We start from the raw sequence: 26,164 nt of genomic DNA on the forward strand, positions 1-26,164 counted from the left end.
AGCATTGCTATCGGATAAGCCATCTGTTTGCTCACAAGCTAATTGAGCCAAGGCAGAAGCTGCCTTGGCTACTTGGGAACTATTAACGGTTAACCGCTTCTAGTTTCCAGATGTTGTTCACGTAGTCGCGGATAGAGCGGTCTGATGTGAACTTACCAACCAATGCTGTGTTAAGAATCGCTTTCTTAGCCCAACCTGCTTGGTCTTTGTATTGCGTGCCCATGTCTTCGTGCGCTTTCACGTAAGATGCGAAGTCAGCAAGACATAGGTATGGGTCACCACCGTCTAGCAGGCTATCAAACGTTGCACGTAGAAGACCTGGTTGACCTGGAGTGAACTCATCGCCAGTCAATAGGTCTAGAGATGCTTTCAGTAGTGGGTCTGCATTGTAGTAGTCGTAAGGGTTGTAGCCCTGAGCTTTCAGTGCTTGAACGCCATCAACGTCTAGACCGAAGATGTAGATGTTCTCATCGCCAACTTCTTCACGAATCTCAACGTTCGCGCCATCCATCGTACCGATAGTTAGAGCGCCGTTTAGAGCCATCTTCATATTGCCCGTACCTGATGCTTCTTTACCAGCCAGTGAGATTTGCTGAGAAACGTCTGCTGCAGGGATGATGATTTCAGCCATGCTTACACGGTAGTCAGGGATGAATACCACTTTAAGCTTGTTGCCGATGCGAGGATCGTTGTTGATCTTCTCTGCAATCTTGTTAACTGCGAAGATGATCTCTTTCGCTAGGTGGTAACCCGGTGCTGCTTTCGCTGCGAAGAAACATACGCGAGGCTCACACTCGAAACCAGGTTCGTTAAGAATACGGTGGTACAGAGATAGAATGTGTAGCAAGTCTAGGTGCTGACGCTTGTATTCGTGTAGACGCTTGATTTGAACGTCGAAGATAGCGTTAGTGTCTAGCTCGATACCCATGTTCTCTTGAACCCAATCAGCAAGGCGCTGTTTGTTTTCTTTCTTAACAGCCATGAATTCTTTTTGGAATTTCGCGTCTGTTGCAAACTTAGCGATGCCTTCTAGCTGCTCAAGTTTTGCTGGCCACTCAGTACCGATCTTGCCAGTAATTAGCGTAGATAGACCTGGGTTACAGAACTTCAACCAACGACGTGGCGTGATGCCGTTCGTTACGTTAGTCAGTTTACCTGGGAAGATTTCGTTGAACTCAGGGAACAAGTCTTTCTTAACCAGTTGAGAGTGAAGCGCAGCTACACCGTTCACTTTGTAAGAACCAATCACACATAGGTTTGCCATGCGAACCATGCGGTGGAAACCTTCTTGGATGATAGAAAGCTTCGCTTGCTTCTCACCGTCACCAGGCCACATCTTGCGAACTTCTTGCATGAAGCGGTGGTTGATTTCAAAGATGATTTCCATGTGACGTGGAAGAAGACGATTGATCAAAGATTCAGACCAAGTCTCTAGCGCTTCTGGAAGTAGTGTGTGGTTCGTGTAAGCGAACGTGTGAGCACTGATTTCCCATGCTTGGTCCCAAGATAGACCTTTCTCGTCAATCAGGATGCGCATTAGCTCAGGAATCGCGATTGTTGGGTGCGTATCGTTAAGCTGAATCGTTTCTTGCTTAGGCAGATCTTCTAGAGAGAAACCTGCTGCTTCGTGGCGACGTAGAATATCGCGAACCGATGCTGCTGAGTGGAAGTACTGCTGCATTAGACGCAGTGTCTTACCTTTCTCGTGGTTGTCGTTCGGGTAAAGAACCTTAGTGATGTTACCTGCATCGATTAGCGAGTGTTGCGCTTCGAAGTAATCACCATTGTTGAAGCTTGCTAGTGAGAATGGTGCGATTGCCTGACATTCCCAAAGACGCAGCGGGTAAACCGTGCTTGACTCGTAACCTACGATTGGTAGATCCCAAGGCATTGCTTTTACTTCCATACCTGGAACCCAAGTACGTACTTCTTTACCGTCAATGAATTCAACTTCTACATGACCGTAAAAACCAATGTGTTGTGCTAGTTCTGGACGAGCAACTTCCCATGGGTAACCTTCAACACCGCGCCATGCGTCAGGTGCTTCTTGTTGGCGACCGTCTTGGAAAGACTGTTTGAATAGACCGTATTCGTAGTGAAGACCGTAGCCTACTGTTGGGTATTCTTGAGCGGCACAAGAATCCATGAAACAAGCAGCTAGACGACCAAGACCACCATTACCTAGTGATGGGTCGCGTTCTTCTTCTAGAAGGTCAGTTAGGTTTTGACCTAGCTCTTCCATTGCATGAGTGATTTGCTCATACAGGCCCATGCTGATTAGGTTGTTACCTGTCAGACGGCCAATCAAGAATTCTAGCGAAAGGTAGTTAACACTCTTCGCATTTTTGATTTTTTCATCGTTTTCTGTTTCTAACAGATCGAATGTCGTTAGCTCAGCAAGAGCACGACCCATCGCTAAATACCATGAACGGCTGTCAGCGGTTTCTACTGTTGTTGCGTAGGTTGCAGATAGATGTTTCTTAACACTCTCTTGGAATGACACTTTATCGAAAGTTTTTTGCTGAGTTGGTTTCATTTCAGAAATCTCGCTTTTAATAGTTCTAATTCATCTGTGACATATCGTGCATGGTCACCAATAACTAAACATCCTCCTGGCCGTACGACTAACTAGGAGTAGATGGGAGGGCGTAGGGGGCGTACCCAGATTGGGTTAGTGATCTGACTCTCATGTTCTAGCCCAGAATAAAAACTTGGAGTGATTAAGATCACAAGCTCCCGTTCGATAACTTAACTTCAATTGATGTGACTTTTATTTAACCCATTTAAAGTCATTGCCAAATCTGAGTTTCAGATCACGAAAATATTTTTGGACTCTCATCGATTACATAAAAACATGTGTAAGAAAGGACAAAGTCACATTCACAAATCACCCCGCAAGGTGAGCAAAGTCACAAATAAAGGGCGTAGAACCCCAAAAACATGCAGGAGTGCAAGGTTTCTGAGGAGGATCATAGTCGGTATCGTTTTGGTTCACGTAATATGAGTAAAGACTTAAGTAATTAGGCTAATGTCATTGGAGTGCACTCAACGATAGATTGGGATATTCCAGAACATAGCCACGGAATAGGTGTAAAACTTCGACATGTGGATCCCTTCGAAACTGACTCGTCCCGGCCGCTTACACAATGCAATTCTGCGACCTAGGGTTCTCGATCTGCTTCAGAATGCAGATTGCTATAAGCTAGTACTGTTCCGCTCTCCAGCTGGATACGGCAAAACCACCATGGCTGCCCAATGGCTGGTAGAAAAACCTAATGTAGGTTGGTACAGCATCGATGATAGTGACAACGATGCCTTCCGTTTCATCAACTACCTACTTCAATCCCTTAATAAAGCGACTCAAAATGCCTGCCCGAATGCCCAAAAGCTGGCAGAGAAACGACAGTTTTCATCGTTGCATTCTTTATTAAGTGAAGTTTTTGCTGAGATGTCTGAATTCCACCATGAGTGTTTCCTTGTGTTGGACGATTATCACTTGGTGAACAATGACGACATCCATGAAGCGATGCGCTTTTTCCTTAAACACATGCCCGACAACCTAACGTTGGTTGTGACTAGCCGTGGCACACCGCCGCTTGGCACAGCTAACCTGCGCGTTCGCGATTTGATGATTGAGATTGGCAACGACTCTCTGGCTTTTGATACGGAAGAAACCACACGCTTCTTCAATCAACGTGTCGCTGATGGTATTGACGACACGACCGCAGGCAGTATTTGTAGTTATGTAGAGGGTTGGCCTTCTGCATTACAACTTATTGCCCTTCAAGCACAGCACCAAAAGCGCACACTGGCACAATCTGCCGAGTCGTTCTCCCACTTTAACCATGCCCACCTTTGGGATTATTTGGTTGAAGAAGTATTTGACCTGCTAGACAAAGAAACCCGACAGTTCTTGATGCAGTGTTCAGTGCTTGATCACTTCAACGACGAGCTTGTTTGCGCACTAACACAACGTGAAGACGCGCTCGGTATGATTGAATCGCTCAACCGATTTGGTTTGTTCATCTACCCTCTTGAAGGCGAGAAGAACTGGTATCGCTTCCATAACCTATTTGGTGAATTCCTCGCCCACGAGCGCCAAGCTCGTATTCCGCAACAAGAAGCGGAATTGCATCGCAGTGCAGCTAAGGCTTGGATCAAACAGAAAACACCTCACCAAGCTTTGCGACACGCACAGCGCGCGGACGATCCACAACTGATTGTTCAGATCCTCAGTGAACACGGTTGGCAGATGTTCAACCAAGGTGAGTTGTCATCACTAGAGATGGCGATCAAGCAGCTGACTACTGACCAACTCTACAGCGAACCTAAACTATCAATGCTGCGTGCATGGCTAGCGCAAAGTCAGCACCGTTATGATCAAGTGGGTACTCTGTTAGAAGAAGCCGAAACTCAGTATCAAGCTCGAAATATCGAACTGGATACTCAGCAGCAAGGTCAATACAACGCGTTGCGTGCACAAGTCGCGATCAACAGCAATGAGCCAGAGAAAGCGCTCGAACTCGCAGAGCTTTCATTGAGCCAGCTGAATACCACAGTTTACCGTAGCCGCATTGTCGCAACCTCGGTTGTTGGCGAAGTGAATCACGTAATGGGTAATCTGAGCCGCGCTCTACCAATGATGCAGCAAACTGAGAAGTTAGCTCGCCAGTATCAGGTTTACCATCAAGCGCTATGGGCGATTCTGCAACAAAGTGAAATTCTAATTGCTCAAGGCTACGTTCAAGCTGCATTTGAACTGCAAGACAGCGCATTCAAACTGATTGAAGAACACCAACTTCAATACGTGCCTTTGCATGAATTCTTGTTGCGTGTTCGAGCTCAGATTTTCTGGTGTTGGAACCGATTAGATGAAGCAGAAGAGTGTTGCTACAAGGGCTTAGATATTCTTGGTCACCATTCACCAAGTAAGCACTTACACAGCTACTCGATGCTGGCTCGTATTTCACTGAGCCGTGGCGAGATTGATAAAGCATCGAAGTTTATCGACCAGATTCAGCACTTGTTGCGCCAATCAACGTACCACGTAGATTGGACGGCGAATGCGTCACTGTCTCTTATCTTGTTCTGGCAAGTGAAAGGCGATAAAGACGCAATCCGTGACTGGTTGAGCGTAGCAGTTCGACCTGAATCAGCAAGCAACCACTTCTGCCAACTTCAATGGCGCAACATCGTGCGTGCTCACATCATCCTTGAGCTGTATGAAGAAGCAGAAGAAGCGCTAGCATTCCTGAAAAGCGAGGCTCAGCGTTCGCATCTGATTACTGATACCAACAGAAACTTAATCGTTGAAGCGGTATTACGCACCCAGATCAACGATGAAGACAGCGCGCGCGTATTGCTAGAAGAAGCCCTACACATGACCAACCAAACCGGTATGGTCGGTAACTTCTTGGTCGATGGCGGTACTATCGGGCATATCTTGGATAAGTTGAGCAACAAGCCAGGCTTAGGTGATTTAGAACGTCACCGCGCGCAACAAATCATGAAAGATATCTCGACGACTCAACGCAGTCGCTCGGTTCACTTCGATGAAGACTTTGTAGAGAATCTGGTTAATCACCCGAACATTCCTGAGCTTGTACGCACGAGCCCACTCACCCAGCGTGAATGGCAAGTACTTGGCTTGATCTACTCGGGGTTCAGTAACGAGCAAATCGCTCAAGAACTTGATGTAGCAGGTACCACAATCAAGACTCACATTCGTAACCTGTACCAAAAGCTCAACATTGCTAACCGTAAAGAAGCGATAAGCACAGCAGAGAACTTACTTCAGTTAATGGGGTACTAAAACAGGTTCACGATTCAAGATTGATTCGAGAAAACATAAGCTAGTCACCGATGGTGGCTGGCTTTTTTTTCGCTTGGAGAATGGTGAGTAACCAATAAACACTAGAGATCGCCAAACGACAGGCAAAAAAATAGCCAACCGCAATAATCGCGATTGGCTCTATATATTTGTGAACAAATCATAAGTTCACTAACAACGTCAGTTGGCTAGGTGACCCTCGGCTTAAGAAGGGTCAGTTAATATAATGCAGTTAGCGTGCCAACTTTAATTTAGCGTTTTATAAGCCCTGCATCGCATAAAAACCACGATTTTTACATGCGAATTGCAAAGTGCATTTGCATAATGCAACCAAGATGCAATATCGATAAGACACCAGTTTCATCGATACTCTTAATGACAAATCACTAAGTGGTTGTATTTTAAATATTAGGCCAAAGTTCACTTCAACTTATTGCCTTACAATTAAAGCGGTAATAAAAGTATCGACCCAGTGGCATATTCATACTTTTTTTACACTAAAGTTTGTATACTGCACAAAATCATCCTCAACTCTATGAATCAATGAACTACTTAAGTACTTTTTTCAAAGGCATGGCAATGGGCGCAGCCGACGTTGTCCCTGGCGTGTCGGGCGGAACCATCGCATTCATCACTGGTATCTACGATACGCTGCTAGAAAGCATTCGCAGAATTAACCCTAGCGTACTTGGCTTATGGAAACGCGAAGGCTTCAAAGCTGCGTTTAACCACATCAACGGTTTCTTCCTGATTTCACTGTTCGCGGGCGTATTCACCAGCATTGCAACATTCGCAAAACTGATTTCTTGGTTATTGGTCACGCATCCTGTTCCACTGTGGTCTTTCTTCTTTGGTCTGATTTTGGTGTCGGTTTTCCATATTCTTAAGCAAGTAGAAAAGCGCGATATGATTCGATTCGTCTTTTTACTGCTTGGTGTTGCCTTCGCTTACAGCATTACTGTGCTTAAGCCATTGCAAATGGAGCCAACCAGCATCAACGTCTTGATTGCAGGTGCGATTGCGATCTGCGCGATGATTCTACCGGGAATTTCAGGCAGCTTTATTCTGCTTCTGATTGGTATGTATGGCCCAGTGCTTGGCGCTGTTAAATCGTTTCAAATCGATGTACTTGCCCTATTCCTTGGCGGCTGTGTGATTGGTCTACTGACTTTCTCGCACGTACTCTCTTGGTTACTACGCTCATTCCGCGATTTCACATTGGTGTTCTTAACGGGTTTGATGATTGGTACGCTACCGAAGATCTGGCCTTGGAAAGAGACCATTAGCTGGCGCATCAACTCGAAAGGTGAGCAAGTACCACTGATTCAAGAGAACCTATCTCCGTTCAATTTCGAAGCGGTAACGTCGCAACCTTCTCAGCTCACTTTATCGGTGATCATGATGTTGGTGGCTATCGCGCTAGTGCTAGGTTTAGAAAAGTTTGCTGAGCGCAATGCTGACTGATCTCTAACAATCGTGCTTAAGTTAGCATGTAGGGTGCCGAGCTTAGATAGCGACGCACCTTGTGAAATGAATCAAAGCGAAGCTTATGGCTTCGCTTTTTTATATCTACCATACGCACAAAATTGCTTTTTGATACAAGCACGTATTGAGGGGTGTGATAACATCGCCGCTCTTATAAAATTAGATGAGAACTCGACATGCACCCAGCATTAAAGGTTGCAGCTCTTGGAATCGCTCTCGTGGCAGGCTTTTATGGGCCACAAGCAATTCAGCATTTTAAGTCAGCGATGGTGCACGCTCCCGCTGATGTTAATTTAGATGATTACTGCATGCTTTCAACAGAATCGTGTGAACAAAATACCGTTGCGATGACGCTTGAACATGAGACGGCACAGCCTCTGGTTCCGACCAAAATCAAAGTCGTTTGGGAAGGCGCAGCATCTGAAACATTAATGCTGTCACTCACTGGATTAGAAATGGAAATGGGATCAGCACGTTTTCAATTAAAGAATATTGGCAACAATACCTATGAAGGTGATGTAATTTTACCTGTGTGTACCATGGATAAAATGACTTGGCTTGGCGAACTCACCGATGGTGTTGAAACCGTAAACCCTGCAATAAGGATGGCAAGATGAGTAAGAATTGGTCGTTAGCATTAGTGGTAGCGTTTGTACTTGGCTTTGGTGTCAAAAGCTACCTTGATGGGCAAAACGAAGCTCAAGAACAACACGCTGCAAAGCAAGAATTCTCTGCAACAACCCTTTTTGGTAAAGATAACCAGCCAACGGAAATCTTTGACCAAACCGACGACAGAATCCGTATCGTTTACTTCGGTTTCACACGTTGCCCAGATGTCTGCCCTACCTCACTAGCAATGTTAGCCGGCGCACTTAACCAAGTCTCTGACGAAGCAAAAGCAAAGATTCGCCCGATGTTTGTCTCTCTTGATCCTGAGCGCGATGCCGCAGAAGCTTCTTACGAATACGCACAATACTTCCACCCAATGATGGAAGGATTAAGTGGCCCGTTAGATTTGACAACAACGCTTGCACATAACTACGGTGTTATTTTCAGAAAAACCAAGCTTGAAGGTTCAGAGTTGGAATATACCCTTGACCACAGCTCATATTTTTATTTTTTAAAGCCCGACGGTACCTTGATTACTAAAGTACCGCACACGTTAACACCTGCACCAATTGTTGAGGCCATCAACAAACTGACGCAGTAAAACGTAATAACAAAGAACTTAACGAATAAAGTTCAAACATAAAGTCAGGTCCCAGACCAAAACATAAAAATAAGGACAACAACATGAAGTTAAAAGCACTTGCTCTAGCAGGCTTATTGCTCACTCCCTTTGCTCACGCGAACAGCGATATTATGGTTCACGACGCGTACGCTCGCGCAACACCACCTTCAGCAGTAAACAGCGCAGTATTCACGACTCTGATGAACCACAGCGATAAAGATCGCGCTATTGTTTCTGCGGCTACACCCGCAGCAGGCAAGGTAGAGCTTCATGATGTTATCGTTGATGGCGACGTAATGAAGATGCGCCAAGTTCAAGAGATCACAATCCCTGCGAATGGTGAAGCGATACTTAAGCCTGGCAGCCTGCACATTATGTTGTTCGACCTAAAAGATGGTCTAAAAGAAGGTGAGCAGATAGAGATGACTCTGACTTTCGCTAACGGTGAAACGCAAACCTTTGAAGCGCCAGTTAAGAAAGTAATGAGCGGCATGAAAAAGATGAATCACGATCATCACTAATCGGATTCACAATCAATGAAATAAATTAAGCCACGATGACTTCTCGCCATCGTGGCTTTTTGTTAAACTGAGCTCGCTTTTTATTCAAAGCCTGACCACATTAATAACCAAGGAGAATAGAAGATGATTGTAATGAAAACACTAAAACTGGCAGTAAAAGTAACGCGTTAATTTGTTTGGTTAAACAAACTTTAATCTAGAACGACCAACATCAAGCCATCTACTGGCTACCGCACACTTTTACCCGGTTTACTATTGATCTATAAGTGATCGATACCTGCATGCTCAATAACGCATGACTAAATCCGGGGTCCTATCTATTTGAATTCGACCCAAGCTCAAACATTTTTGACGTCTCGATGCTTTTATCTCATTAACTCTGTTTGGTCTCATAAACACTTTTTGATCTCGTCAATAACCTGAGATCTCACAAGATGTTAATGCACTGATAAGACTTTAATGCTCTCACAAGAAAAGAAAGCTCGCACGTCTGGGTAAATAAACATGAATTCACAAAACGCATTTTCTCATCCAATGTCACTTCAACAACTTGGATGGCAACCTGTATTCCAACAACAACTGACACTCGAAGACTATGACCAATCCGTCATTGCTCGTATCACCGCGCACCATCGCAGCGGCTATACACTAGCGTCAGAACAAGGCGAAATCGTTCTACCTATCCATCAAAACCAACCCGCAATGACGGTTGGCGACTGGGTAATCTTGAACTCTGAACTGCAATTCGACCGCTTGCTAGAGCGTCAATCACTCTTCAGCCGTAAAGCAGCTGGCAGTCGCGTCGCAGAACAATATATTTCGGCTAACATCGACACGGTTTTTATCGTGGTTTCGTTAAACAATGACTTTAATCTAAGCCGTATCGAACGCTACCTAGCGCTCGCCAATGAAGCACAAGTTGAAGCGGTTATCGTACTCACAAAGAAAGACTTATGTGACGACTACGAAGACAAAATACAACAAGTGCAAAGCTTAGATTCTATGCTGATAATCGAAGCAGTGAACAGCCTTGACCAAGAGTCAACTCAAGTCTTGTCACCTTGGTGTAAAACAGGCAAAACCGTCGCTCTAATGGGTTCATCCGGTGTGGGCAAATCTACGCTAGTAAACTCATTGCTCGGTGAAACTCAACAAGCCACGGGTGGCATTCGTGAAGACGACAGTAAAGGCCGTCATACAACTACATCACGATCGCTCCACTTGCTAACATCGGGTGGTTTACTGCTCGATACTCCAGGAATGCGAGAGCTACAACTTGCTGACTGCGCAGAAGGCGTAAGTGAAACCTTTTCTGATGTCGAAGAGTTAGCCATGCATTGCCGATTCTCTGATTGTCATCATGAATCAGAACCGGGTTGCAAGATACGCAAAGCCATTGAGGAGGGTGATTTGTCTGAAAGACGATTTACTAACTATCAAAAGTTATTAAGAGAGCAAGCCAGAAATGGCGCCTCATTGGCAGAGCAACGCGCGAACAGCAAACAGCTTTCCAAGATGTACAAAACCGTACAGTCAGAAAGCCGAAACATAAAAAAAGCGACCGACTAAACCAATCAGGTTAATCACAATACGCTTTATTTAAACGACTAAGCCCCACCGTGTTAAACACGTGGGGCTTTTTGTTTCAATTTGGTAGCAAAGCGACTATTTATGCACTCAATGTTCTTACCTATGAGCATTTACATTTCCAAATTTACAGTATATTAGGTCTAATAAATGCAGTTCCGCAGATTTATAGCTCAATCAAAATACAATTATTTAACATTTAGCTCTAAAAACACCACGTAGCGCAAACAATCACCCTAAAAGTAAACTATTCCTAGACACCCTCTAAGATCCCGCTAATATGACCGCCCATTCCACTAGTGTATAGTTGGATTTGGTACAACTTTATAAAAGATACATCACTATAATAATTTAACAATTGCAGGTATTTTATGCAAAATCACAACATGCTCGCCCGCATCGCTCGTGGGAATCTTGTCCTACAGATCCTTGCTGGTATTGTTTTCGGTGTCGTTCTCGCCATGGTTTCTCCTTCAGCAGCTCAAGACGCAGGCCTACTAGGTAGCCTGTTTGTTGGTGCTCTGAAAGCTGTTGCCCCAATTTTAGTCTTCATTCTTGTTGCAGCTTCTATCGCAAACCAAAAGAAAGGTCAGCATACTCATATGCGTCCAATCATTGTGCTTTACCTGATTGGTACCTTCTCTGCTGCACTGACTGCAGTAGTACTGAGCTTCATGTTCCCAACCACTTTGACACTGGTTGCGGGCGCTGAAGGTGCTAACCCACCTCAAGGTATTGCTGAGGTTCTTCATACTCTTCTATTCAAGCTTGTAGATAACCCAGTTAGCGCGCTAATGAACGCGAACTACATCGGTATTCTTGCTTGGGCAATCGGTCTTGGCCTTGCACTGCACCACGCATCTGCAACAACCAAAGCGGTTTTCGAAGACCTAAGCCACAGTGTTTCACACATTGTTCGCTTCATCATTCGTCTTGCGCCATTCGGTATCTTTGGTCTTGTTTCAACGACATTTGCAACAACGGGCTTCGATGCTCTAGCAAGCTACGGTCAACTGCTAGCGGTTCTACTAAGCTCAATGCTGATCATCGCACTTGTGGTTAACCCACTGCTTGTATTTGTGAAAACAAAACAGAACCCATACCCACTCGTACTGCAATGTATTCGTGAATCTGGCGTAACAGCATTCTTCACCCGTTCAAGTGCTGCAAACATCCCAGTCAACATGAACCTTTGTAAGAAGCTGAACCTAGACGAAGATACTTACTCTGTGTCGATTCCTCTAGGCGCAACAATCAACATGGCGGGTGCTGCAATCACCATCACTGTGTTAACACTTGCAGCTGTACACACAATGGGTATTGAGATTGATATCTTCACAGCGATTCTACTAAGCCTTGTGGCTGCGGTATCTGCATGTGGCGCTTCTGGTGTTGCTGGCGGTTCACTACTGCTTATCCCACTAGCTTGTGGCCTATTCGGCATTTCTAACGATGTAGCGATGCAGGTTGTTGCGGTAGGTTTCATTATCGGTGTGATTCAAGATTCTGCTGAAACAGCGCTTAACAGCTCAACTGACGTAGTGTTCACTGCTGCAGTATGTAAAGCTGAGCAAAACAAAGCGGCATAAGCTTTGGGTTTTAGCTCTTAAAGCAGACAGCACACAAATAAAAAGGGAAGCATCTGCTTCCCTTTTTTGTTGTCTGATTTTCGTGGTTAAAGCTGAAACGATCATCACTTAATAGTTCCTAGTCATATGCTTCATAGGAGAACCTATCAAGCCAATGAGCTCGACTTACTGGTTTCTGTTCCAATTAGACTCAACCGCAGACTGACTGAAGTCTAGAGGGTCACTATTTGGGGTCGCTTGTCTCTCTGTTGATGCTTGCTCGGTATTAGGTTGTTGGCTGTAATCGACATTCGTATCTTGAACACTCGAAGTTTGAGTATCTAAATGGCTCGCATCTACGTTTAATGCCTCACCTTCTTCATCAGACGCTTCTTTCACTTTCTTAGGGATCGGTATATTACGCTTGTAGAGCTTATTGAGCGCTTTAACGATTGAATGCTTAGTGATCGCTTCTTGAGTCAACTTGGTCATTATCGGCTTAGTCAGAGCTTGTAAGCCCACGACGGCATCCACACCCAGTTCACCACCAACTTTATCCCTCAAATGCTTTGCTTCTGAATAGCCAAAATGAGCCGACAAGAATAGCCAGATATAAGCAATTGCGTTGCCGTGTTCACCGTGATCAATCCAAGCTTCGCCTGCTCTAAACATGGCTTCTGCGCTATTCTTTTCTGCGGCAGTTTCAAACCAGTACACCGCTTCGCCGTGATTCGGTTCAACACCAACACCGTTCAAATAGCTCATACCCAGTTTGATCTTGCCATCTAGGTTATTTTTTTCAGCGGCCTTGTGGTACCACTCAAACGAGCTTTCGGCGGAGTAGTCTGGGTTTTCTTTGTCTAGACACCACTCGCCCATAAACAGCATGGCTTCGGTGTTCCCGCCCATTGCCGACTCTTCGATATAGGTGTAACCCTTGGGGATGTTCTTATCGGTTCCACGCCCTGATACGAGTGCTTTACCCATCTCAAATTTCGCCACCAGATCGTTGTCCATCGCTGATATTGCAAGCTGCCAGAAGTTGGCTTTTTCTCGTAAAATCAGGTCTTCTTTGCGCTTCATACTCAGGCGCACAATGCCATACATACCGTTGACATTATCTAGATGTGCGGCTTTGTCGTACCAATACAAAGCTTCCTTGATATTGTTACGTTCGGCCTCTTTCGCTAAATATAGAATCGACGGAACATGTCCGGTTTCGGCTTTGAAGTGACGCTCTTTTTGCTCTTGGATGCGCGCTTTTTCAATCGCTTTTCGGTAAGCGACTGCACGAGCTTTGCGTTCTTGTTCCAAGCGCTGTTTTCTTAGCGATAAAGAAATCAGCCACACAGCCACAAGTATTAACGAAAGAGCCGTCGCACCAATTGCGATTCCCATTGTACTCATAAAATATTTTAACCTAACTCGGCTGATACAAATCTCGATGTCGAGGTGTTATCAACCATAGTGAATGTTTCGAATTACAGGGAAAAGCGCCGTTATTAACGCGTTCCACCTTAAAATTAACTTAGTTCAGTATCTCAGGAATACATAACGATAAAAAGTCTACCGAGGCCTATCGGTATGCACTCCCTAAAGGGTGTGATCTTGCTTCAATATAGAGGTTAATTGAAGACTATCTTTCATCAGAAAAAATCTAAATGTCGGTGACAAAATTGATGGGTTTCCATCAGGAATTTCGCACAGTGATAGTTAAGTTAATTGTCCGTATATGTAAGCCAGTTCCGCAACCGTCTTCGCTGAGAATTTCTTCATCAAACTTGCTCGGTGTACTTCTACTGTTCTCATCGCAATGCATAATTCATCAGCGATTTTCTGGTTACGCTTGCCATCAATGATCTGCTTAAGGATGTCGATTTCTCGTTCGGTCAGCGACGCATAAGCTTGGCGATACACATTCATGTGAAGATGCTTTTCAGAAGCCTCTAACCCTTGCTTGATTGCTTCGGCCAATTCACCACCTTTCACCGGCTTTTGGAAGAAATTCACCGCGCCCGCTTGCAAGGCCTCCACCGCCATTGGCACATCACCATGCCCTGTGAGATAGATAACCGACAGCGGACTCTGTGCTTTCACCATCAACTCATGAACTTGTTGCCCTCTCATCTCAGGCATTCTGCTGTCTAGCACTACACAGCCCGGCTTTGTGAGATCCGCAGAGTCTAAAAAGCTTGGGCCATCTTCATAGGCTGACACAGTGAAATCATGCTCTTCCAATAAGAACACCAATGAGTCACGCATCGACTCATCGTCATCAACCACATAGACTGGCAACGTTTGATGCAGTTCAGGCATAACAAGATTCCTTATGAATCATTTGAAAGAGAAAAAGGTAACGTCACTGCAACGTGACAGCCATGAGGAGTCAATGACTTAATGGTCATTTGGCCGCTGTGGTCTTCAATCACGTCTTGGCAAATCGCAAGCCCTAACCCCAAACCATTTTCTTTGCTACTCACAAAGGCTTGAGTGACTTGCTGCTCAGTAAAATCTAAGCCCGTGCCGTTATCGATAACCGACAACATCATTTTATCCGGTTGATACTCGGTAATCACTTTAATTGTCGCGGGTTCACTGTTTTTATTATCAATATCAGACGTAGCGCTTTGTTGGCGGTGCTGTTGTGCATTACATGCGTCGGTCGCATTGTTTATCAGGTTTACAATCACTTGTTGTAGCCCCACCGAATCAACATGCAGCTCAATAGGCTTACCTACGGCATGGCGCTCAATGGTTATCTTGTGTTTCTGTAATCGAAATTGCAGCAACTCGATGGTGTCGGTGAGTAACTGTTCGATGTCGGTCTGCGACTTCTCAGATGAACGTTTCTTTATCATGTTCCTTAGGCGCTGAATGATCGCGTCAGCCCTATCCACTTGCGACTGAATCTTCTCAAAAACAGGTTCAATATCGGTCAATGGTTTGTTCTTTGAAATCCGTAACAAACCGCCTTCGCTGTAGTTACGAATCGCCGCCAAAGGCTGATTGATCTCGTGCGCCAAACTACTTCCTAATTCACCAACCACCGCGATACGTTGAGAGTGCTCTAGTTGCTCACTCTTGCTTTTTAGCTTGTGCAACGTGGCTTCTAACTGTTTTTTGCTGCGGCTGAATTTGTACTCCAACCAAAAGTGGTAAGCATTCAAGAACACGACTAACAAGAAAAACGCCCATGCCCATTGCTGATTGTACTTCAGCCAAATTAACGCTTCTTTCCACCAAGGTTGTTGTAGTGGATGCATGTCGAGTTGCTGATAGAGCTTGTCGATAGGCAGCAAACTGGTTGGTGATGTCCAGCCCGAGGCATTCGCCGCAATGGCTGGTGCACTGCTCTTTGGCATCGAAAACAGCACCTGACTCATTTGTTTAGCCAGTGCCGAAGAGGCTCGTTCTGTTTTGGCAAACGACCAGTTGGAATACAAAGGTGTAGACACTTGGCATCGGAAGCCTTCAGGGGCTTGATTACCGATGATTCGATATTGCCCAGCCACCAGCAAGCCTTCACTGATCATGTTTTCAACCAAACAAGCAGGGACGACAGCAGCCTCAATGTGTCCTTCTCGCAGTTGGTACAAACTGGCATCAATCGGGAAACCCAAGAACTGAGTATTAGAGAAAAAGTGATTAGGGTTCAACCCTTCTTGCATCACTTGGTAGCGCATAGTCAGGTAGCCACCAAACGCATTTTCAGAGACAGCCGCGATTGGCTTTCCGCTCAGTTGTTCAAACGAGATATACGGTGACATCCTTCTGACCACCAATGCCGAACCGATACTACGCGTGCTGCTCACACCTTGATCGTCGTAATTGTGACTGGTCATAGTTGCCATCCAAGAGAGCGCGTATTGACGCCCTAAGCGCACTGCTTGACCGGGATTGGTGACAACAAAATCGACCGTGACATCTTTTACCGCTTCCGCCATTTCTTCCAAATTAAAGGGCTTGAGAACAAAATGCTTTCCCGGAATGCGTTCAGATAACCAATCCATTGTTGGTTGCCAACGTTGCTGCGCAGAAAGCTTACCTCGAGTCGCCAATACACCAACCTCGATAATCTGGTCAGGTTCATCTGTGTTTTGGTTTGGGCTTATGCTTGAAGCTGCTACCGCTTGTTCAGATTGAGCAGCGACACATACACCTGCAGTTAGGCTCAACCAACAAAGGCTGACAAAGGTCATTAGTTTTCGAACGGTCACTGAAATCTCTTTCTCCAAACGGACTGTTTATCCAATTTATTCTGGCTTTATTTTAGGTTAACGACGTGTCCCACGCTTAACCATGTTTTAGATCGCCTTAAATAATCCTCTGAAACAAAGCATAACAGCTAGATTGCTAAAACCGCATTTGTTCTAGATCAACTTTAATATGGGTATGTGGAAATCCACAATACCCCGTGTACGGTCAAAATCTGACAATGAGCCCAACAGAACGAATACCCATTTATAGGTACCAATATGGACTCATTGAAAAGACGGTTTCTCAGCCAGTTCGGTAAGGTTTCCGCCGGTGCTGCGCTCATTCCCATTACCGGAATCAACACCGCAGTCGCAAGCACAGCCATTCGCAATAACAACCAACCAGACCGTAAAGGCGAAGTAGGCAAACGCTACGCCATGGCGATTGATTTGCGTAAATGCGTTGGCTGTCAGGCATGTACTGTTGGCTGTAGCGTTGAAAACCAAGCGCCAATTGGCCAGTTCAGAACCACAGTAAAACAGTATGAAGTCTCCCTTGATGATGGTTCGACGGCTCAACAAGAGGTGAAATCATTCATGTTGCCTCGCCTATGTAACCATTGCGACAACGCACCCTGCATCAAGGTTTGTCCTGTTCAAGCGACCTTCCAACGTGAAGATGGCATTGTGATGGTGGATAACGAACGCTGCGTAGCCTGTGCTTATTGTGTTCAAGCCTGCCCTTACGATGCTCGTTTTATTAATAACGATACACTGACCGCTGACAAATGTACCTTCTGTGCACACCGCCTTGAAGATGGCTTGCTGCCCGCATGTGTAGAAACCTGTGTCGGTGGCGCTCGTGTGATTGGCGACCTGAAAGATCCAAACAGCGAGATCAACCGTCTGCTCAATGAAAACCAAGACGACATCAAGGTGCTTAAGCCAGAGCAGAATACCAACCCACATGTTTTCTATATCGGCATGAACGAGCGTTTCGTTAGCCATATCGAAGGTCAACCTGCGATTTATGATCCAGCCGCCATCGATAACTCATCCTCTAGCAAACAAGGAGAGACAGCATGAATATCACTGAGGTGTTAGTTCCCGCTCAAGAGATCGCTTGGCTACCGTGGGCGGTTCAATATTTCTTCTACATTGGTTCTGCCTACGCGGCGGCTATTCTGTTTTTGATTGCACTGATCTTCAAAAATTCAACTAGCCACCAATTCCGCTCAGCCCTTGTGCTTGTAATGGCCATTGGCGCGATTGTTGGACCATTAGCCCTTACTGGTGACTTGCACCAACCAGGACGCGCGTGGCATTTCTACGCACACATCACGCCTTGGTCATGGATGTCATTAGGCTCTCTGTTTCTTCCTCTGTTTTCTGGTCTGGCTGTCGCAACCGCATGGGTTTACCTACGTGACGACATCGCACAACTTGAAGAAAGTGAAAACCCGCTTCTAAAACGCTTGTCTTGGCTAACACTCGGACAATGGCAGGTTTCAACCAAACTGATGATAGCACTCGCTGCTGTGACGGCCATTTCGGGACTAAGCATCGCGCTTTACACAGGAGCCGAGATTGCAATTTTGGCGAGTCGCCCACTTTGGCATCAACCGGCTTCCCCGCTGCTTTGGTTCACAACAGCATTTTTTGCTGCAACAGGTTTAACGCTGTTGATTTGGGCTCTGCTGCCTTCAACCAAGCCAAGCTTAAAACCGACAGACCTCGCTCTGGTACAAAGAACCATTACCTTAACGGGCGGCCTTGCCATCATTCTTACGTCGATTTGGGCATCTAACCATGGTCACTTCAACCTGTATGAGAACGACGCTTGGGGCATTAATTTAGGCATCATGACCACCAGCATTTTGCTGTGCATGATCTTGGTTCTTCCGCTGCAGCGTCTATCGCAAAGTAAGCTTGGCGTCATCCTTGTAGCGCTTGCGACCATGGTTTCAGCATGGGCGGTACGTTGGGTCACCATGATGGAAGTTCAAACCATTCCACGTTTTGATGTGGGTGCATTCCCTTATGAATTGCCAATGGGCAGCGCAGGTTTACTCGGCATTGTTGGTATGTGTGGTCTTTGGTTAGCCCTTGCCTTGTTCGCCTCTGAAATCGTGTCTACTGGTTCTGGAACAAAAACTATCTCAATTAAATCAGCTCAAAAAACATCATCACCACTTAACCGCTCACATAGCTTGTAGTCTGAGGAATCATCATGGATAACAAACGTCGTCAATTTTTGAAAACAGGTCTTGCTGCCGGTGGTGTTGGAGCTTTTGCTGCAGGTTATGCGACAACCACAAAACACATGGTTCACGGTGCTATCGATGGCACTGCGGGTAAGAAAACTAAGCACATCCACCACGGTAATTCGTTAGAGACGGAATACAGTGTCGATGAGCAAGGTAAGATCTCGCCGAATCCAAACCAACGCGTAGCGCCATCAATGTGTTTTGGTTGCTGGACACTGTGTGGCTTGCGTGTGCGTATCGATAACCGCAATGACGAGATCTTACGTATCTCAGGTAACCCGTACCACCCGCTATCAAGTGATCAGCAAATCCCGTTCAAAACGCCGGTAAAAGACGCCTACATTGGCTTGTCTGGTGAGTCCGGTATCAACAATCGTTCGACAGCCTGCGCCCGTGGTAATGGCATGTTAGAGATTCAAAACAGCCCATACCGAATCACTCAACCGCTCAAACGTGTAGGTAAGCGCGGTGAAGGCAAGTGGGAACCAATCAGCTACGAGCAGCTTATCTCTGAGATCACCGAAGGTGGTGACTTATTCGGAGAGGGCGAAGTCGAGGGCTTACGTTCGATTCGTGACATAGAAACACCACTCGACCCGAACAATCCTGAATACGGTCCAAAAGCCAACCAACTGCTTGTGACCAATGCCGGTAATGAAGGCCGTGATGACATCTTGAAGCGCTTTGCGTTTAACAGTTACGGCACACGAAACTTCGGTCACCACGGCTCTTACTGTGGCTACGCATTCCGTGCAGGTTCTGGCGCGATCATGAACGACTTAGACAAGTTCTCGCACCTAAAACCCGATTTCAACAATGCGGAATTCATTCTTTTCATCGGTATGTCTCCAGCTCAAGCAGGTAACCCGTTTAAGCGTCAAGCACGTCAACTTGCTGAGGCTCGTACTAACGGAAAACTGAGCTACACCATAGTTACGCCAAGCCTTCCTGCAGGATCTTCAAGCCTTGCAGCAGGCGATCGTAACAATTGGCTTCCGATTAAACCGGGCACCGATTCAGCATTAGTTCTGGGGATGATCCAATGGATCATCGAAAACCAACGCTACAATCACGACTTCTTGTCTCGCCCAAGCGCACAAGCGATGCAAAAAGCAGGCACCACACACTGGTGTAATGCATCTCACCTCGTGATCAGCGACGAGTCGCACCCACAAAATGGGCGTATGCTTCGTGCATCGGATATAGGGTTGCTAGAAACAGGCGAACCGATGTCTGACGATGATGGATTCGTCGCACTAGGTGTGACAACGTCACTATTAACATCAAATATTAAGGTCGATGAAGCGGCGTTGTTTGTCGATCAAGACGTAGAAATCGATGGTCAGACTGTTCGTGTTAAGTCTTCTCTACAAAGATTAAAAGAAGAAGCCTTCAAATATGACCTTGCTTACTACAGTGAGCAGTGTGAAATCCCGCAAGATCAGATCATTGCACTGGCAAAACGTTTCACCAGTTACGGTACAAAAGCAGTGGTGGATACTCACGGTGGTAACATGCACACCAATGGCTTCTACAACTCGTTCTCTATTCTGATGCTGAACGCGCTGATCGGTAACATCAACGCGAAAGGCGGGGCGATGGCGAAAGCAGGTGGCTACCCAACTTCTGTTGCAGGCCCTCGTTACGACTTTACTAAGTTCAAGGGTAAGACTAAGCCACAAGGCGTGTTCTTGTCTCGCAGCAAGTTCCCGTACCACAAGACCAGCGAATACAAACGTCGTGTTGCCGCAGGTGAGTCACCTTACCCAACGCGTGCGCCGTGGTACCCAATCTCTGCGCCGCTGTTAACCGAGCATTTATCAGCGGCCATTGATGGCTACCCATATCGCGCAAAAGCGTGGATCAACCACATGGCGAACCCACTTTATGGCGTTCCGGGGTTAGACAACCTATTAGGCGAGAAGCTCAAAGACCCAAAACAACTTGGTTTGATCGTCTCTATCGACGCCTTCATTAATGAAACCACAGCACTATCTGATTACCTTGTGCCAGACACAGTAACCTACGAAAGCTGGGGCATGGCAACACCGTGGCACGGCGTCGCAACTAAAGCGATCACCGCTCGTTGGCCGATAGTTGAGCCTAAAACCTCACGCACTCAAGACGGACGCGCCATCAACCTAGAGAACTTCTTTATTGATCTGGCAAAAACGCTTGATCTCGGTGGCTTCGGCGAAAATGCCATTAAAGACAGCCAAGGCAGCTGGCACGGTATCCACAGTGCAGAAGACTTCTACCTGCGATCTGCGGCTAACTTAGCATTTGCCAAAGGCGGTGTTCCAAATGTGGATGCAGAAGACATTGTTTGGTCTGGCCTAGAGCGCCTAATGCCAGTGATGAACAAAGCGCTCAAGCCAGAAGAGATGCTCAAAGTGGCGTACATTTTTGCACGTGGCGGTCGTTTCGAGGACGCCACCAATGCCTACACCAACGAAACCATGAAGTACAAATGGACCAAACCACTGGCTATTTGGAATGAAAAGCTTGGTACCTCTCGCAACACCATCAGTGGCGAACAGTACATGGGTTGCCCAACATGGTATCCACAAAAGCTGGCAGACGGCACGCCATTGGCTGAGCAGTTCCCAGCAAAAGAGTGGCCATTTACCCTGACTAACTTTAAATCCAACATTCACAGTGCAGTGTCTAACTTGTCACCACGTTTAGAGTCGATCAAAGGCGTGAACCCGGTGTACATTCATCCGCAAGACGCCTCTTCAGCGGGCATAAAAACTGGTGACGTATTTGCCATTGAAACACCGAGTTCAACCACACATGCGTTGGCGATGGTGATTGATGGCATCAAGCCGCGCACATTAGGCTTTGAACATGGCTTTGGCCATAAAGAACTCGGCGAACGTGCGCACTGGATTGGGGACACGCAGCAACCAGTAAAAATGAAGTCAAACGATGGCGTTAACATCAATGATATTGGCTTGATTGACCCGACGAGAGAAGGCAAAGGTGTAATGCTGGATTGGGTGGTGGGCGCTGCAGCAAGACAAGCGCTTCCGGCGAAGATCTACAAAGTCTAATCACAAATCCAATACACGCCCCTACTGATACATAGCTAGGGCGATAACAGAGCAACTTTACCGTTCGAAGTTGCTCTGCTTTTTTAACAGCCAATGCATCGATAGCATTCAATCCGCGACATCCAAGCCTCAACAACCAATCCAGTCGCAACAACCAAAGATTCTTCTCTTTTCTTCTCTTCACCACAGCTTTTTTAGTCAGAATCCATAAAGCGGCTATGCTTATACAATCGGTGCCATAAAAGAGCCTTAACAAGCAGTTACACCGAGGCGAACATGGCAGTTCCCTTGCATTTCGTTAACGGCAATCAGATTCGCCTATCGAAATTCACATAAATACCATCATGGTGACTGAGGTTATTAATGTGAGACTTACCTCAAGTTCCAAGTGAATTAATGTGGAAATCCACAATAGCGCGAGCAACCAATTATGTCGAAAATGCGTGCACTATAACCAATAGCGACGCCTCATGATTAAGCTGAACATAAAAACTCAAACTCTAACGCTTTGCATCGCTGCTCTGGGAAGCCTTTCTTTATCCGGTTTTGCACACGCAGCGCCTAATCCAATGCCAGAAGCCGCAGAAACCTGTAGCGGATGCCACCAAGCCGACGGAAAAGGGATGCCTAACATCGCCCCGATGCTTGCAGGGCTTAATGCTGACTACCTAGAACATCAACTGGTTCTATTCTCTAGTGGTGAGCGTCAAAGCGCGATCATGAAGGGCATGGCGGATGGTGTGTCTGATCCTGCGATTCGTCGTGAAGTTGCCGAGTACTTCGCTTCGCTGCCTTCTTATGAATTCACTGATTTAGAACAACGTGGCTCACAAGCTGATATCGATAACCCGTATCGTAAGCTGGTATTCCAAGGCGATTGGGATCGAAACATTCCAGCTTGTGCAACCTGCCACGGCCCAAGTGGTATGGGCGTAGACAAGTTCCCACGCCTAGCGAGCCAACACGCCGACTACATTCAAACTCAGCTCAACGCTTGGAAAAACGGCACTCGTAAGGGTGATGATTTGAACATGATGGGCAACATCGCCGGTAAGTTGACCGACGATGAAATCAAAAACCTGTCTTACTACTTCGCATCTTTCCGATACTAAAGGGCTCGCATGAAAACATTACTTTTAATTACCGCAACCCTTGCCTCTGGACTCGCTTACGCCGAAGGTGAGTTGCCTGATCGCCAAACCGAACTGCCCGCAGTTGAGAAACCTCAAGATAACAAATATCTGGTGCCACGAGACTTGGTCGATATTCCTGCTGGGGAATTTGGCGACAAAGTAAAACTGGGCTATTCGCTGTTTGTTGACTCACAGCAGATGCGCGGCGAGTACGTCGGTAACGAGCAAAGCTGTGTCAACTGTCACATGCAAGCAGGCATGAAAGCAAACGCAGCACCTCTTTGGGGTGCTTACATGGCCTACCCAGCTTACCGTAAGAAAAATGACAAGGTAAACAGCTACGCAGAACGTATCCAAGGCTGTTTCACTTACTCAATGAATGGCTTGCCACCAGCCGTTGGCTCAAAAGAGATGGTCGCGCTCACGGCTTATTCATACTGGTTGGCGATGGGTGGCATCTTAGATAAGAACGGTATGCAAGATACACCCGTACCTGAGATCAGCGATGCCGATTTACAAGTCGGTGGTAAAGCGGAAAGCTTCCCTCTTCCGGAAGAGCTGCTCAGCAAATACCCAATTGATGATCGTAGCAAGTTGGCAGGTCGTGGCTATCCTAAGATTGCTAACCCTGAACAAGAACCTTCGATCGCGCGTGGTGAGAAGGTTTACCAAACCAGCTGCCAAACCTGTCATGGTCCAAATGGCGAAGGCATTAAAGGAGCTGATGGTCGCTCATACCTACCACCACTTTGGGGCGAGAACTCGTTCAACTGGGGCGCAGGTATGCACCGCGTAAACACAGCTGCATACTTTATTTACGAAAACATGCCGCTTGGAAAGAGCCAACAGCTTTCCATTCAAGATGCATGGGATGTGGCCGCTTTCGTCAACAGTCATGAACGCCCACAAGATCCGAGATACAAAGGCGATGTAGCTGGCAATGCTGAGCGTTACCACAACCATCAGGGCTACTACGGTAAAGAAGTTGATGGCCACGTGCTAGGTACAAAATCTTACCCAAGTGGCAAAGAAGTAATTCACAATCACTAGCTAAGCTTTACATTGTAAATTAGTGACTGTCGGAAAAGTAAAAAGGAGCCAGAACGTATGACGAACTGGCTCCTTTTTTGATTTGATATGGCCGAGAAGCAACTAACCTTGCTGCATCTTCTCCCAAATGGTCGGAGAGCCAATATAGTCTTGAACCGTAGTGATGAATTCTTTAACTAGCTTGGTCTGCTTACGGTGTGGATAGACAGCATAAATCGCGGTATCGATTGTAGAAATCGGGTAATCCGGTAGCAAGGTGACCAAGCCAAGCTCTTTCATTGAGGCATAGAGGTTTGACTGATCAAGGAAGCCATAACCCAAGCCATCTTTCACACAAGACACCATGGTGCGAACATCACTCACCTTATAGTTGCCACGAATCGTTAGGCTTTGGAAAGTATTGCCATGCGGCTCTTCACTGATACGTAGATGATCAACCGTCATATCACCATTGGTATAAATCACCGCAGGCAAAGCTAGCAGATCTTGTGGTGTCTTAGGTTCACCGTGCTGCTCAACAAAGTCATTTGAGGCGACCAGCATGAAATTACTGTCGGCTATCTTCTTCGCTATTAGATTTGATTCCACCAACTTGCTGAAACGAAACGCGATATCAAACTGCCCTGCAATGATATTGGCAATCTTATCGTCCAGTGAAAGTACGATCTGAACATCAGGGTACTTTCTCATAAACTGAGTGATGATAGGTTGTAGGTATTGCTGACCAAAATAGATCGGCGACGTAATCCGCAGTACGCCTTTAGGCTCAGACTGATACGAGTCTGCAATACCTTGGATCTGATTGATGGTGTCTTTCAACACATAGGTTTGTGCGAGAATATCTTCTCCCGCCGACGTCAAAGAAAACGAGCGCGTAGAACGGTTGAGTAACTGAACACCTAAGTCTTGCTCAAGCTTTTTGATCTGTTTAGAGAGTGATGAATTGTCCATATCATGCAAGGTTGCCGCTTTGGTAAACGACCCTTGTTGAACCACATCTAAGAACAATAACAACTGATTAGTATTGGGCACTGCGCCTCTCCTGCAATAAAACTCGATTAGCGTTCATCTTTAGGGGTATCCATCACAACCATAGTCGTTATGGACTGAACCTGAGCACATTCTCCAAGCACATCGGCATGAAACTTCTTATAGCCCGGCAGATCTTTGGTTTCGACTCTCAGCAAGTACTCGTTAGCGCCAGTGATGTTATGGCACTCCACCACCTCTTTTTCCATGCTGACGTGTTGTTCGAATTCCAACTGAGCCGCTTTGCTGTGGCTCGATAAGCCAATTGAAACGTAGGCAATAAAGCCCACGCCCATCAAGCCATTATCGAGAACCGCACGGTAACCTTGGATGATACCTTTACGCTCAAGATCTTGTACTCGTCTTAAGGTCGCTGAAGCCGACAAACCAATTCGTTCTGAAAGCTCAATGTTGGAGATTCTGCCGTCCAATTTAAGCTCTTGCAATATCCTTTCGTCAAATCTATCCATAGGTACTTATTATTGTGCATTTAATGATAATAGAGGAAATAAAAGCACATAATTGCCTCACATTCCACCTACTATGTTTCTCAACACGTGAAAGTCATGACCGGTCAGTCACTTCGTTCATTTTATTGCTGGAGAACCATTATGCCTTTAGAACAACTTAGCGCACTTGCCTTGTTTGCGTTTGTCTCGACCTTCACGCCGGGTCCAAATAACATCATGCTCATGACATCAGGTGCGAATGTTGGCTTCGCCCGTACGATTCCACACATGCTTGGCATTGCTCTAGGGTTCGCGGCCATGTTGCTATTGGTTGGCTTCGGCTTAATGGGAATTTTCAATGCGTACCCGGTGACGCACCAAATCTTGAAATACCTGAGCCTTGCTTACCTCGTCTACCTAGCGATCAAGATAGCATTGAGCGGCAAAGCCAAAAGTACCGAAGCGTATAAGCCGATGACCTTTCTAGGCGCAGCAAGTTTTCAATGGGTGAACCCGAAAGGTTGGTCGATGGCGCTGACGGCGATCTCCGTTTATAGCAGCGGCAGCTCATGGTGGGAACTTGCAATCATCGCCGCGATATTCACACTTGCTAACTTGCCATCAGTGACCTTCTGGACGGCAGCAGGCAAACAACTGCAACACTGGCTAACAACACCAGTACGCATCAAAAGCTTCAACTATGGCATGGCGGGATTGCTGTTAGCCTCAACTATTCCAATGCTCTAATCGATTCACTATAGC

General features: G+C 46.2%; 19 protein-coding genes. 13 read left to right on the forward strand and 6 right to left on the reverse strand.

The genetic code is table 11. The annotated features are described in order from the left end of the window. Nucleotides 1-82 precede the first annotated feature (82 nt). Nucleotides 83-2,536, reverse strand: coding sequence for a glycogen/starch/alpha-glucan phosphorylase (locus tag L1D37_RS07525; protein WP_061037953.1), 2,454 nt, complete (start codon nucleotides 2,534-2,536; stop codon nucleotides 83-85). Nucleotides 2,537-3,103: 567 nt separating this feature from the next. On the opposite strand from L1D37_RS07525, the gene malT reads away from it, so the two are divergent. The 7 genes from malT to sstT all read left to right on the forward strand — a co-directional run bounded on the left by malT (nucleotide 3,104) and on the right by sstT (nucleotide 12,243). Then, on the forward strand, nucleotides 3,104-5,812 hold the full coding sequence (gene malT / locus L1D37_RS07530) for an HTH-type transcriptional regulator MalT (RefSeq protein WP_239847431.1): 2,709 nt from the start codon (nucleotides 3,104-3,106) through the stop codon (nucleotides 5,810-5,812). 561 nt (nucleotides 5,813-6,373) lie between these two features. Further along, complete coding sequence (locus L1D37_RS07535; protein ID WP_017630202.1) at nucleotides 6,374-7,294, forward strand: DUF368 domain-containing protein; 921 nt, start codon at nucleotides 6,374-6,376, stop codon at nucleotides 7,292-7,294. Nucleotides 7,295-7,491: 197 nt separating this feature from the next. After that, entirely contained in the window at nucleotides 7,492-7,932 is a 441-nt protein-coding gene (locus L1D37_RS07540) for a hypothetical protein (RefSeq protein WP_239847432.1), read from the forward strand. Beyond that, a complete protein-coding gene (locus L1D37_RS07545) occupies nucleotides 7,929-8,525 on the forward strand; it encodes an SCO family protein (RefSeq protein ID WP_239847433.1) in 597 nt (198 codons plus the stop codon). Before L1D37_RS07540 ends, L1D37_RS07545 begins: the two co-directional genes overlap by 4 nt. 83 nt (nucleotides 8,526-8,608) lie before the next feature. Continuing rightward, nucleotides 8,609-9,067, forward strand: coding sequence for a copper chaperone PCu(A)C (locus L1D37_RS07550; protein ID WP_239847434.1), 459 nt, complete (start codon nucleotides 8,609-8,611; stop codon nucleotides 9,065-9,067). 504 nt (nucleotides 9,068-9,571) lie between these two features. After that, nucleotides 9,572-10,636: a ribosome small subunit-dependent GTPase A gene (gene rsgA, locus L1D37_RS07555; RefSeq protein WP_239847435.1), complete on the forward strand. Its 1,065-nt coding sequence runs from the start codon at nucleotides 9,572-9,574 to the stop codon at nucleotides 10,634-10,636. Between the two features lie 389 nt (nucleotides 10,637-11,025). Next, nucleotides 11,026-12,243, forward strand: a complete 1,218-nt coding sequence (gene sstT / locus L1D37_RS07560; RefSeq protein WP_239847436.1) for a serine/threonine transporter SstT — start codon at nucleotides 11,026-11,028, stop codon at nucleotides 12,241-12,243. 165 nt (nucleotides 12,244-12,408) lie between these two features. On the opposite strand, the gene L1D37_RS07565 is transcribed toward sstT, so the two are convergent. From L1D37_RS07565 to L1D37_RS07575, 3 genes are all read right to left on the reverse strand, one after another. Continuing rightward, a complete protein-coding gene (locus L1D37_RS07565; protein WP_239847437.1) occupies nucleotides 12,409-13,629 on the reverse strand; it encodes a tetratricopeptide repeat protein in 1,221 nt (406 codons plus the stop codon). Between the two features lie 306 nt (nucleotides 13,630-13,935). Then, nucleotides 13,936-14,538, reverse strand: coding sequence for a response regulator (locus L1D37_RS07570; RefSeq protein ID WP_239847438.1), 603 nt, complete (start codon nucleotides 14,536-14,538; stop codon nucleotides 13,936-13,938). 11 nt (nucleotides 14,539-14,549) lie between these two features. Next, the gene (locus L1D37_RS07575; protein ID WP_239847439.1) at nucleotides 14,550-16,439 is read right to left on the reverse strand and encodes a sensor histidine kinase; all 1,890 of its coding nucleotides are present in this window, start codon (nucleotides 16,437-16,439) and stop codon (nucleotides 14,550-14,552) included. Nucleotides 16,440-16,697: 258 nt separating this feature from the next. Here L1D37_RS07575 and dsrO point away from each other — a divergent pair, with 258 nt between their 5' ends. The 5 genes from dsrO (at nucleotide 16,698) to L1D37_RS07600 (ending at nucleotide 23,924) form a co-directional block, all read left to right on the forward strand. Then, entirely contained in the window at nucleotides 16,698-17,504 is an 807-nt protein-coding gene (dsrO, locus tag L1D37_RS07580) for a sulfate reduction electron transfer complex DsrMKJOP subunit DsrO (RefSeq protein ID WP_132969118.1), read from the forward strand. Then, nucleotides 17,501-18,634 (forward strand): NrfD/PsrC family molybdoenzyme membrane anchor subunit, encoded by a 1,134-nt coding sequence (gene nrfD / locus L1D37_RS07585; protein WP_239847440.1) that lies wholly within the window; start codon nucleotides 17,501-17,503, stop codon nucleotides 18,632-18,634. Before dsrO ends, nrfD begins: the two co-directional genes overlap by 4 nt. Before the next feature lie 14 nt (nucleotides 18,635-18,648). Further along, on the forward strand, nucleotides 18,649-21,741 hold the full coding sequence (locus tag L1D37_RS07590; protein WP_239847441.1) for a tetrathionate reductase subunit A: 3,093 nt from the start codon (nucleotides 18,649-18,651) through the stop codon (nucleotides 21,739-21,741). Between the two features lie 470 nt (nucleotides 21,742-22,211). Next, nucleotides 22,212-22,853, forward strand: a complete 642-nt coding sequence (locus L1D37_RS07595; protein WP_239847442.1) for a c-type cytochrome — start codon at nucleotides 22,212-22,214, stop codon at nucleotides 22,851-22,853. 9 nt (nucleotides 22,854-22,862) lie between these two features. Next, the gene (locus L1D37_RS07600) at nucleotides 22,863-23,924 is read left to right on the forward strand and encodes a c-type cytochrome (protein ID WP_239847443.1); all 1,062 of its coding nucleotides are present in this window, start codon (nucleotides 22,863-22,865) and stop codon (nucleotides 23,922-23,924) included. 102 nt (nucleotides 23,925-24,026) lie between these two features. Here L1D37_RS07600 and L1D37_RS07605 read toward each other — a convergent pair whose 3' ends face one another. Next, complete coding sequence (locus tag L1D37_RS07605; protein WP_239847444.1) at nucleotides 24,027-24,956, reverse strand: LysR family transcriptional regulator; 930 nt, start codon at nucleotides 24,954-24,956, stop codon at nucleotides 24,027-24,029. Between the two features lie 26 nt (nucleotides 24,957-24,982). Then, complete coding sequence (locus tag L1D37_RS07610; RefSeq protein ID WP_009845852.1) at nucleotides 24,983-25,423, reverse strand: Lrp/AsnC family transcriptional regulator; 441 nt, start codon at nucleotides 25,421-25,423, stop codon at nucleotides 24,983-24,985. 141 nt (nucleotides 25,424-25,564) lie between these two features. Here L1D37_RS07610 and L1D37_RS07615 point away from each other — a divergent pair, with 141 nt between their 5' ends. Continuing rightward, nucleotides 25,565-26,149 (forward strand): LysE family translocator, encoded by a 585-nt coding sequence (locus L1D37_RS07615; RefSeq protein ID WP_055319647.1) that lies wholly within the window; start codon nucleotides 25,565-25,567, stop codon nucleotides 26,147-26,149. Nucleotides 26,150-26,164 lie beyond the last annotated feature (15 nt).

This window comes from Vibrio sp. Isolate33 (assembly GCF_022397895.1).
Taxonomy (GTDB): domain Bacteria; phylum Pseudomonadota; class Gammaproteobacteria; order Enterobacterales; family Vibrionaceae; genus Vibrio; species Vibrio pomeroyi.

Coding starts and splice junctions, on each gene's coding strand:
- malT (WP_239847431.1), top strand. CDS start 3,104: ATGTGGATCCCTTCGAAACTGACTCGTCCCGGCCGCTTACACAATGCA.
- dsrO (WP_132969118.1), top strand. CDS start 16,698: ATGGACTCATTGAAAAGACGGTTTCTCAGCCAGTTCGGTAAGGTTTCC.
- L1D37_RS07615 (WP_055319647.1), top strand. CDS start 25,565: ATGCCTTTAGAACAACTTAGCGCACTTGCCTTGTTTGCGTTTGTCTCG.
- L1D37_RS07565 (WP_239847437.1), bottom strand. CDS start 13,629: ATGAGTACAATGGGAATCGCAATTGGTGCGACGGCTCTTTCGTTAATA.
- L1D37_RS07525 (WP_061037953.1), bottom strand. CDS start 2,536: ATGAAACCAACTCAGCAAAAAACTTTCGATAAAGTGTCATTCCAAGAG.
- rsgA (WP_239847435.1), top strand. CDS start 9,572: ATGAATTCACAAAACGCATTTTCTCATCCAATGTCACTTCAACAACTT.
- L1D37_RS07540 (WP_239847432.1), top strand. CDS start 7,492: ATGCACCCAGCATTAAAGGTTGCAGCTCTTGGAATCGCTCTCGTGGCA.
- sstT (WP_239847436.1), top strand. CDS start 11,026: ATGCAAAATCACAACATGCTCGCCCGCATCGCTCGTGGGAATCTTGTC.
- L1D37_RS07595 (WP_239847442.1), top strand. CDS start 22,212: ATGATTAAGCTGAACATAAAAACTCAAACTCTAACGCTTTGCATCGCT.
- L1D37_RS07545 (WP_239847433.1), top strand. CDS start 7,929: ATGAGTAAGAATTGGTCGTTAGCATTAGTGGTAGCGTTTGTACTTGGC.
- L1D37_RS07570 (WP_239847438.1), bottom strand. CDS start 14,538: ATGCCTGAACTGCATCAAACGTTGCCAGTCTATGTGGTTGATGACGAT.
- L1D37_RS07535 (WP_017630202.1), top strand. CDS start 6,374: ATGAACTACTTAAGTACTTTTTTCAAAGGCATGGCAATGGGCGCAGCC.
- nrfD (WP_239847440.1), top strand. CDS start 17,501: ATGAATATCACTGAGGTGTTAGTTCCCGCTCAAGAGATCGCTTGGCTA.
- L1D37_RS07550 (WP_239847434.1), top strand. CDS start 8,609: ATGAAGTTAAAAGCACTTGCTCTAGCAGGCTTATTGCTCACTCCCTTT.
- L1D37_RS07610 (WP_009845852.1), bottom strand. CDS start 25,423: ATGGATAGATTTGACGAAAGGATATTGCAAGAGCTTAAATTGGACGGC.
- L1D37_RS07600 (WP_239847443.1), top strand. CDS start 22,863: ATGAAAACATTACTTTTAATTACCGCAACCCTTGCCTCTGGACTCGCT.
- L1D37_RS07590 (WP_239847441.1), top strand. CDS start 18,649: ATGGATAACAAACGTCGTCAATTTTTGAAAACAGGTCTTGCTGCCGGT.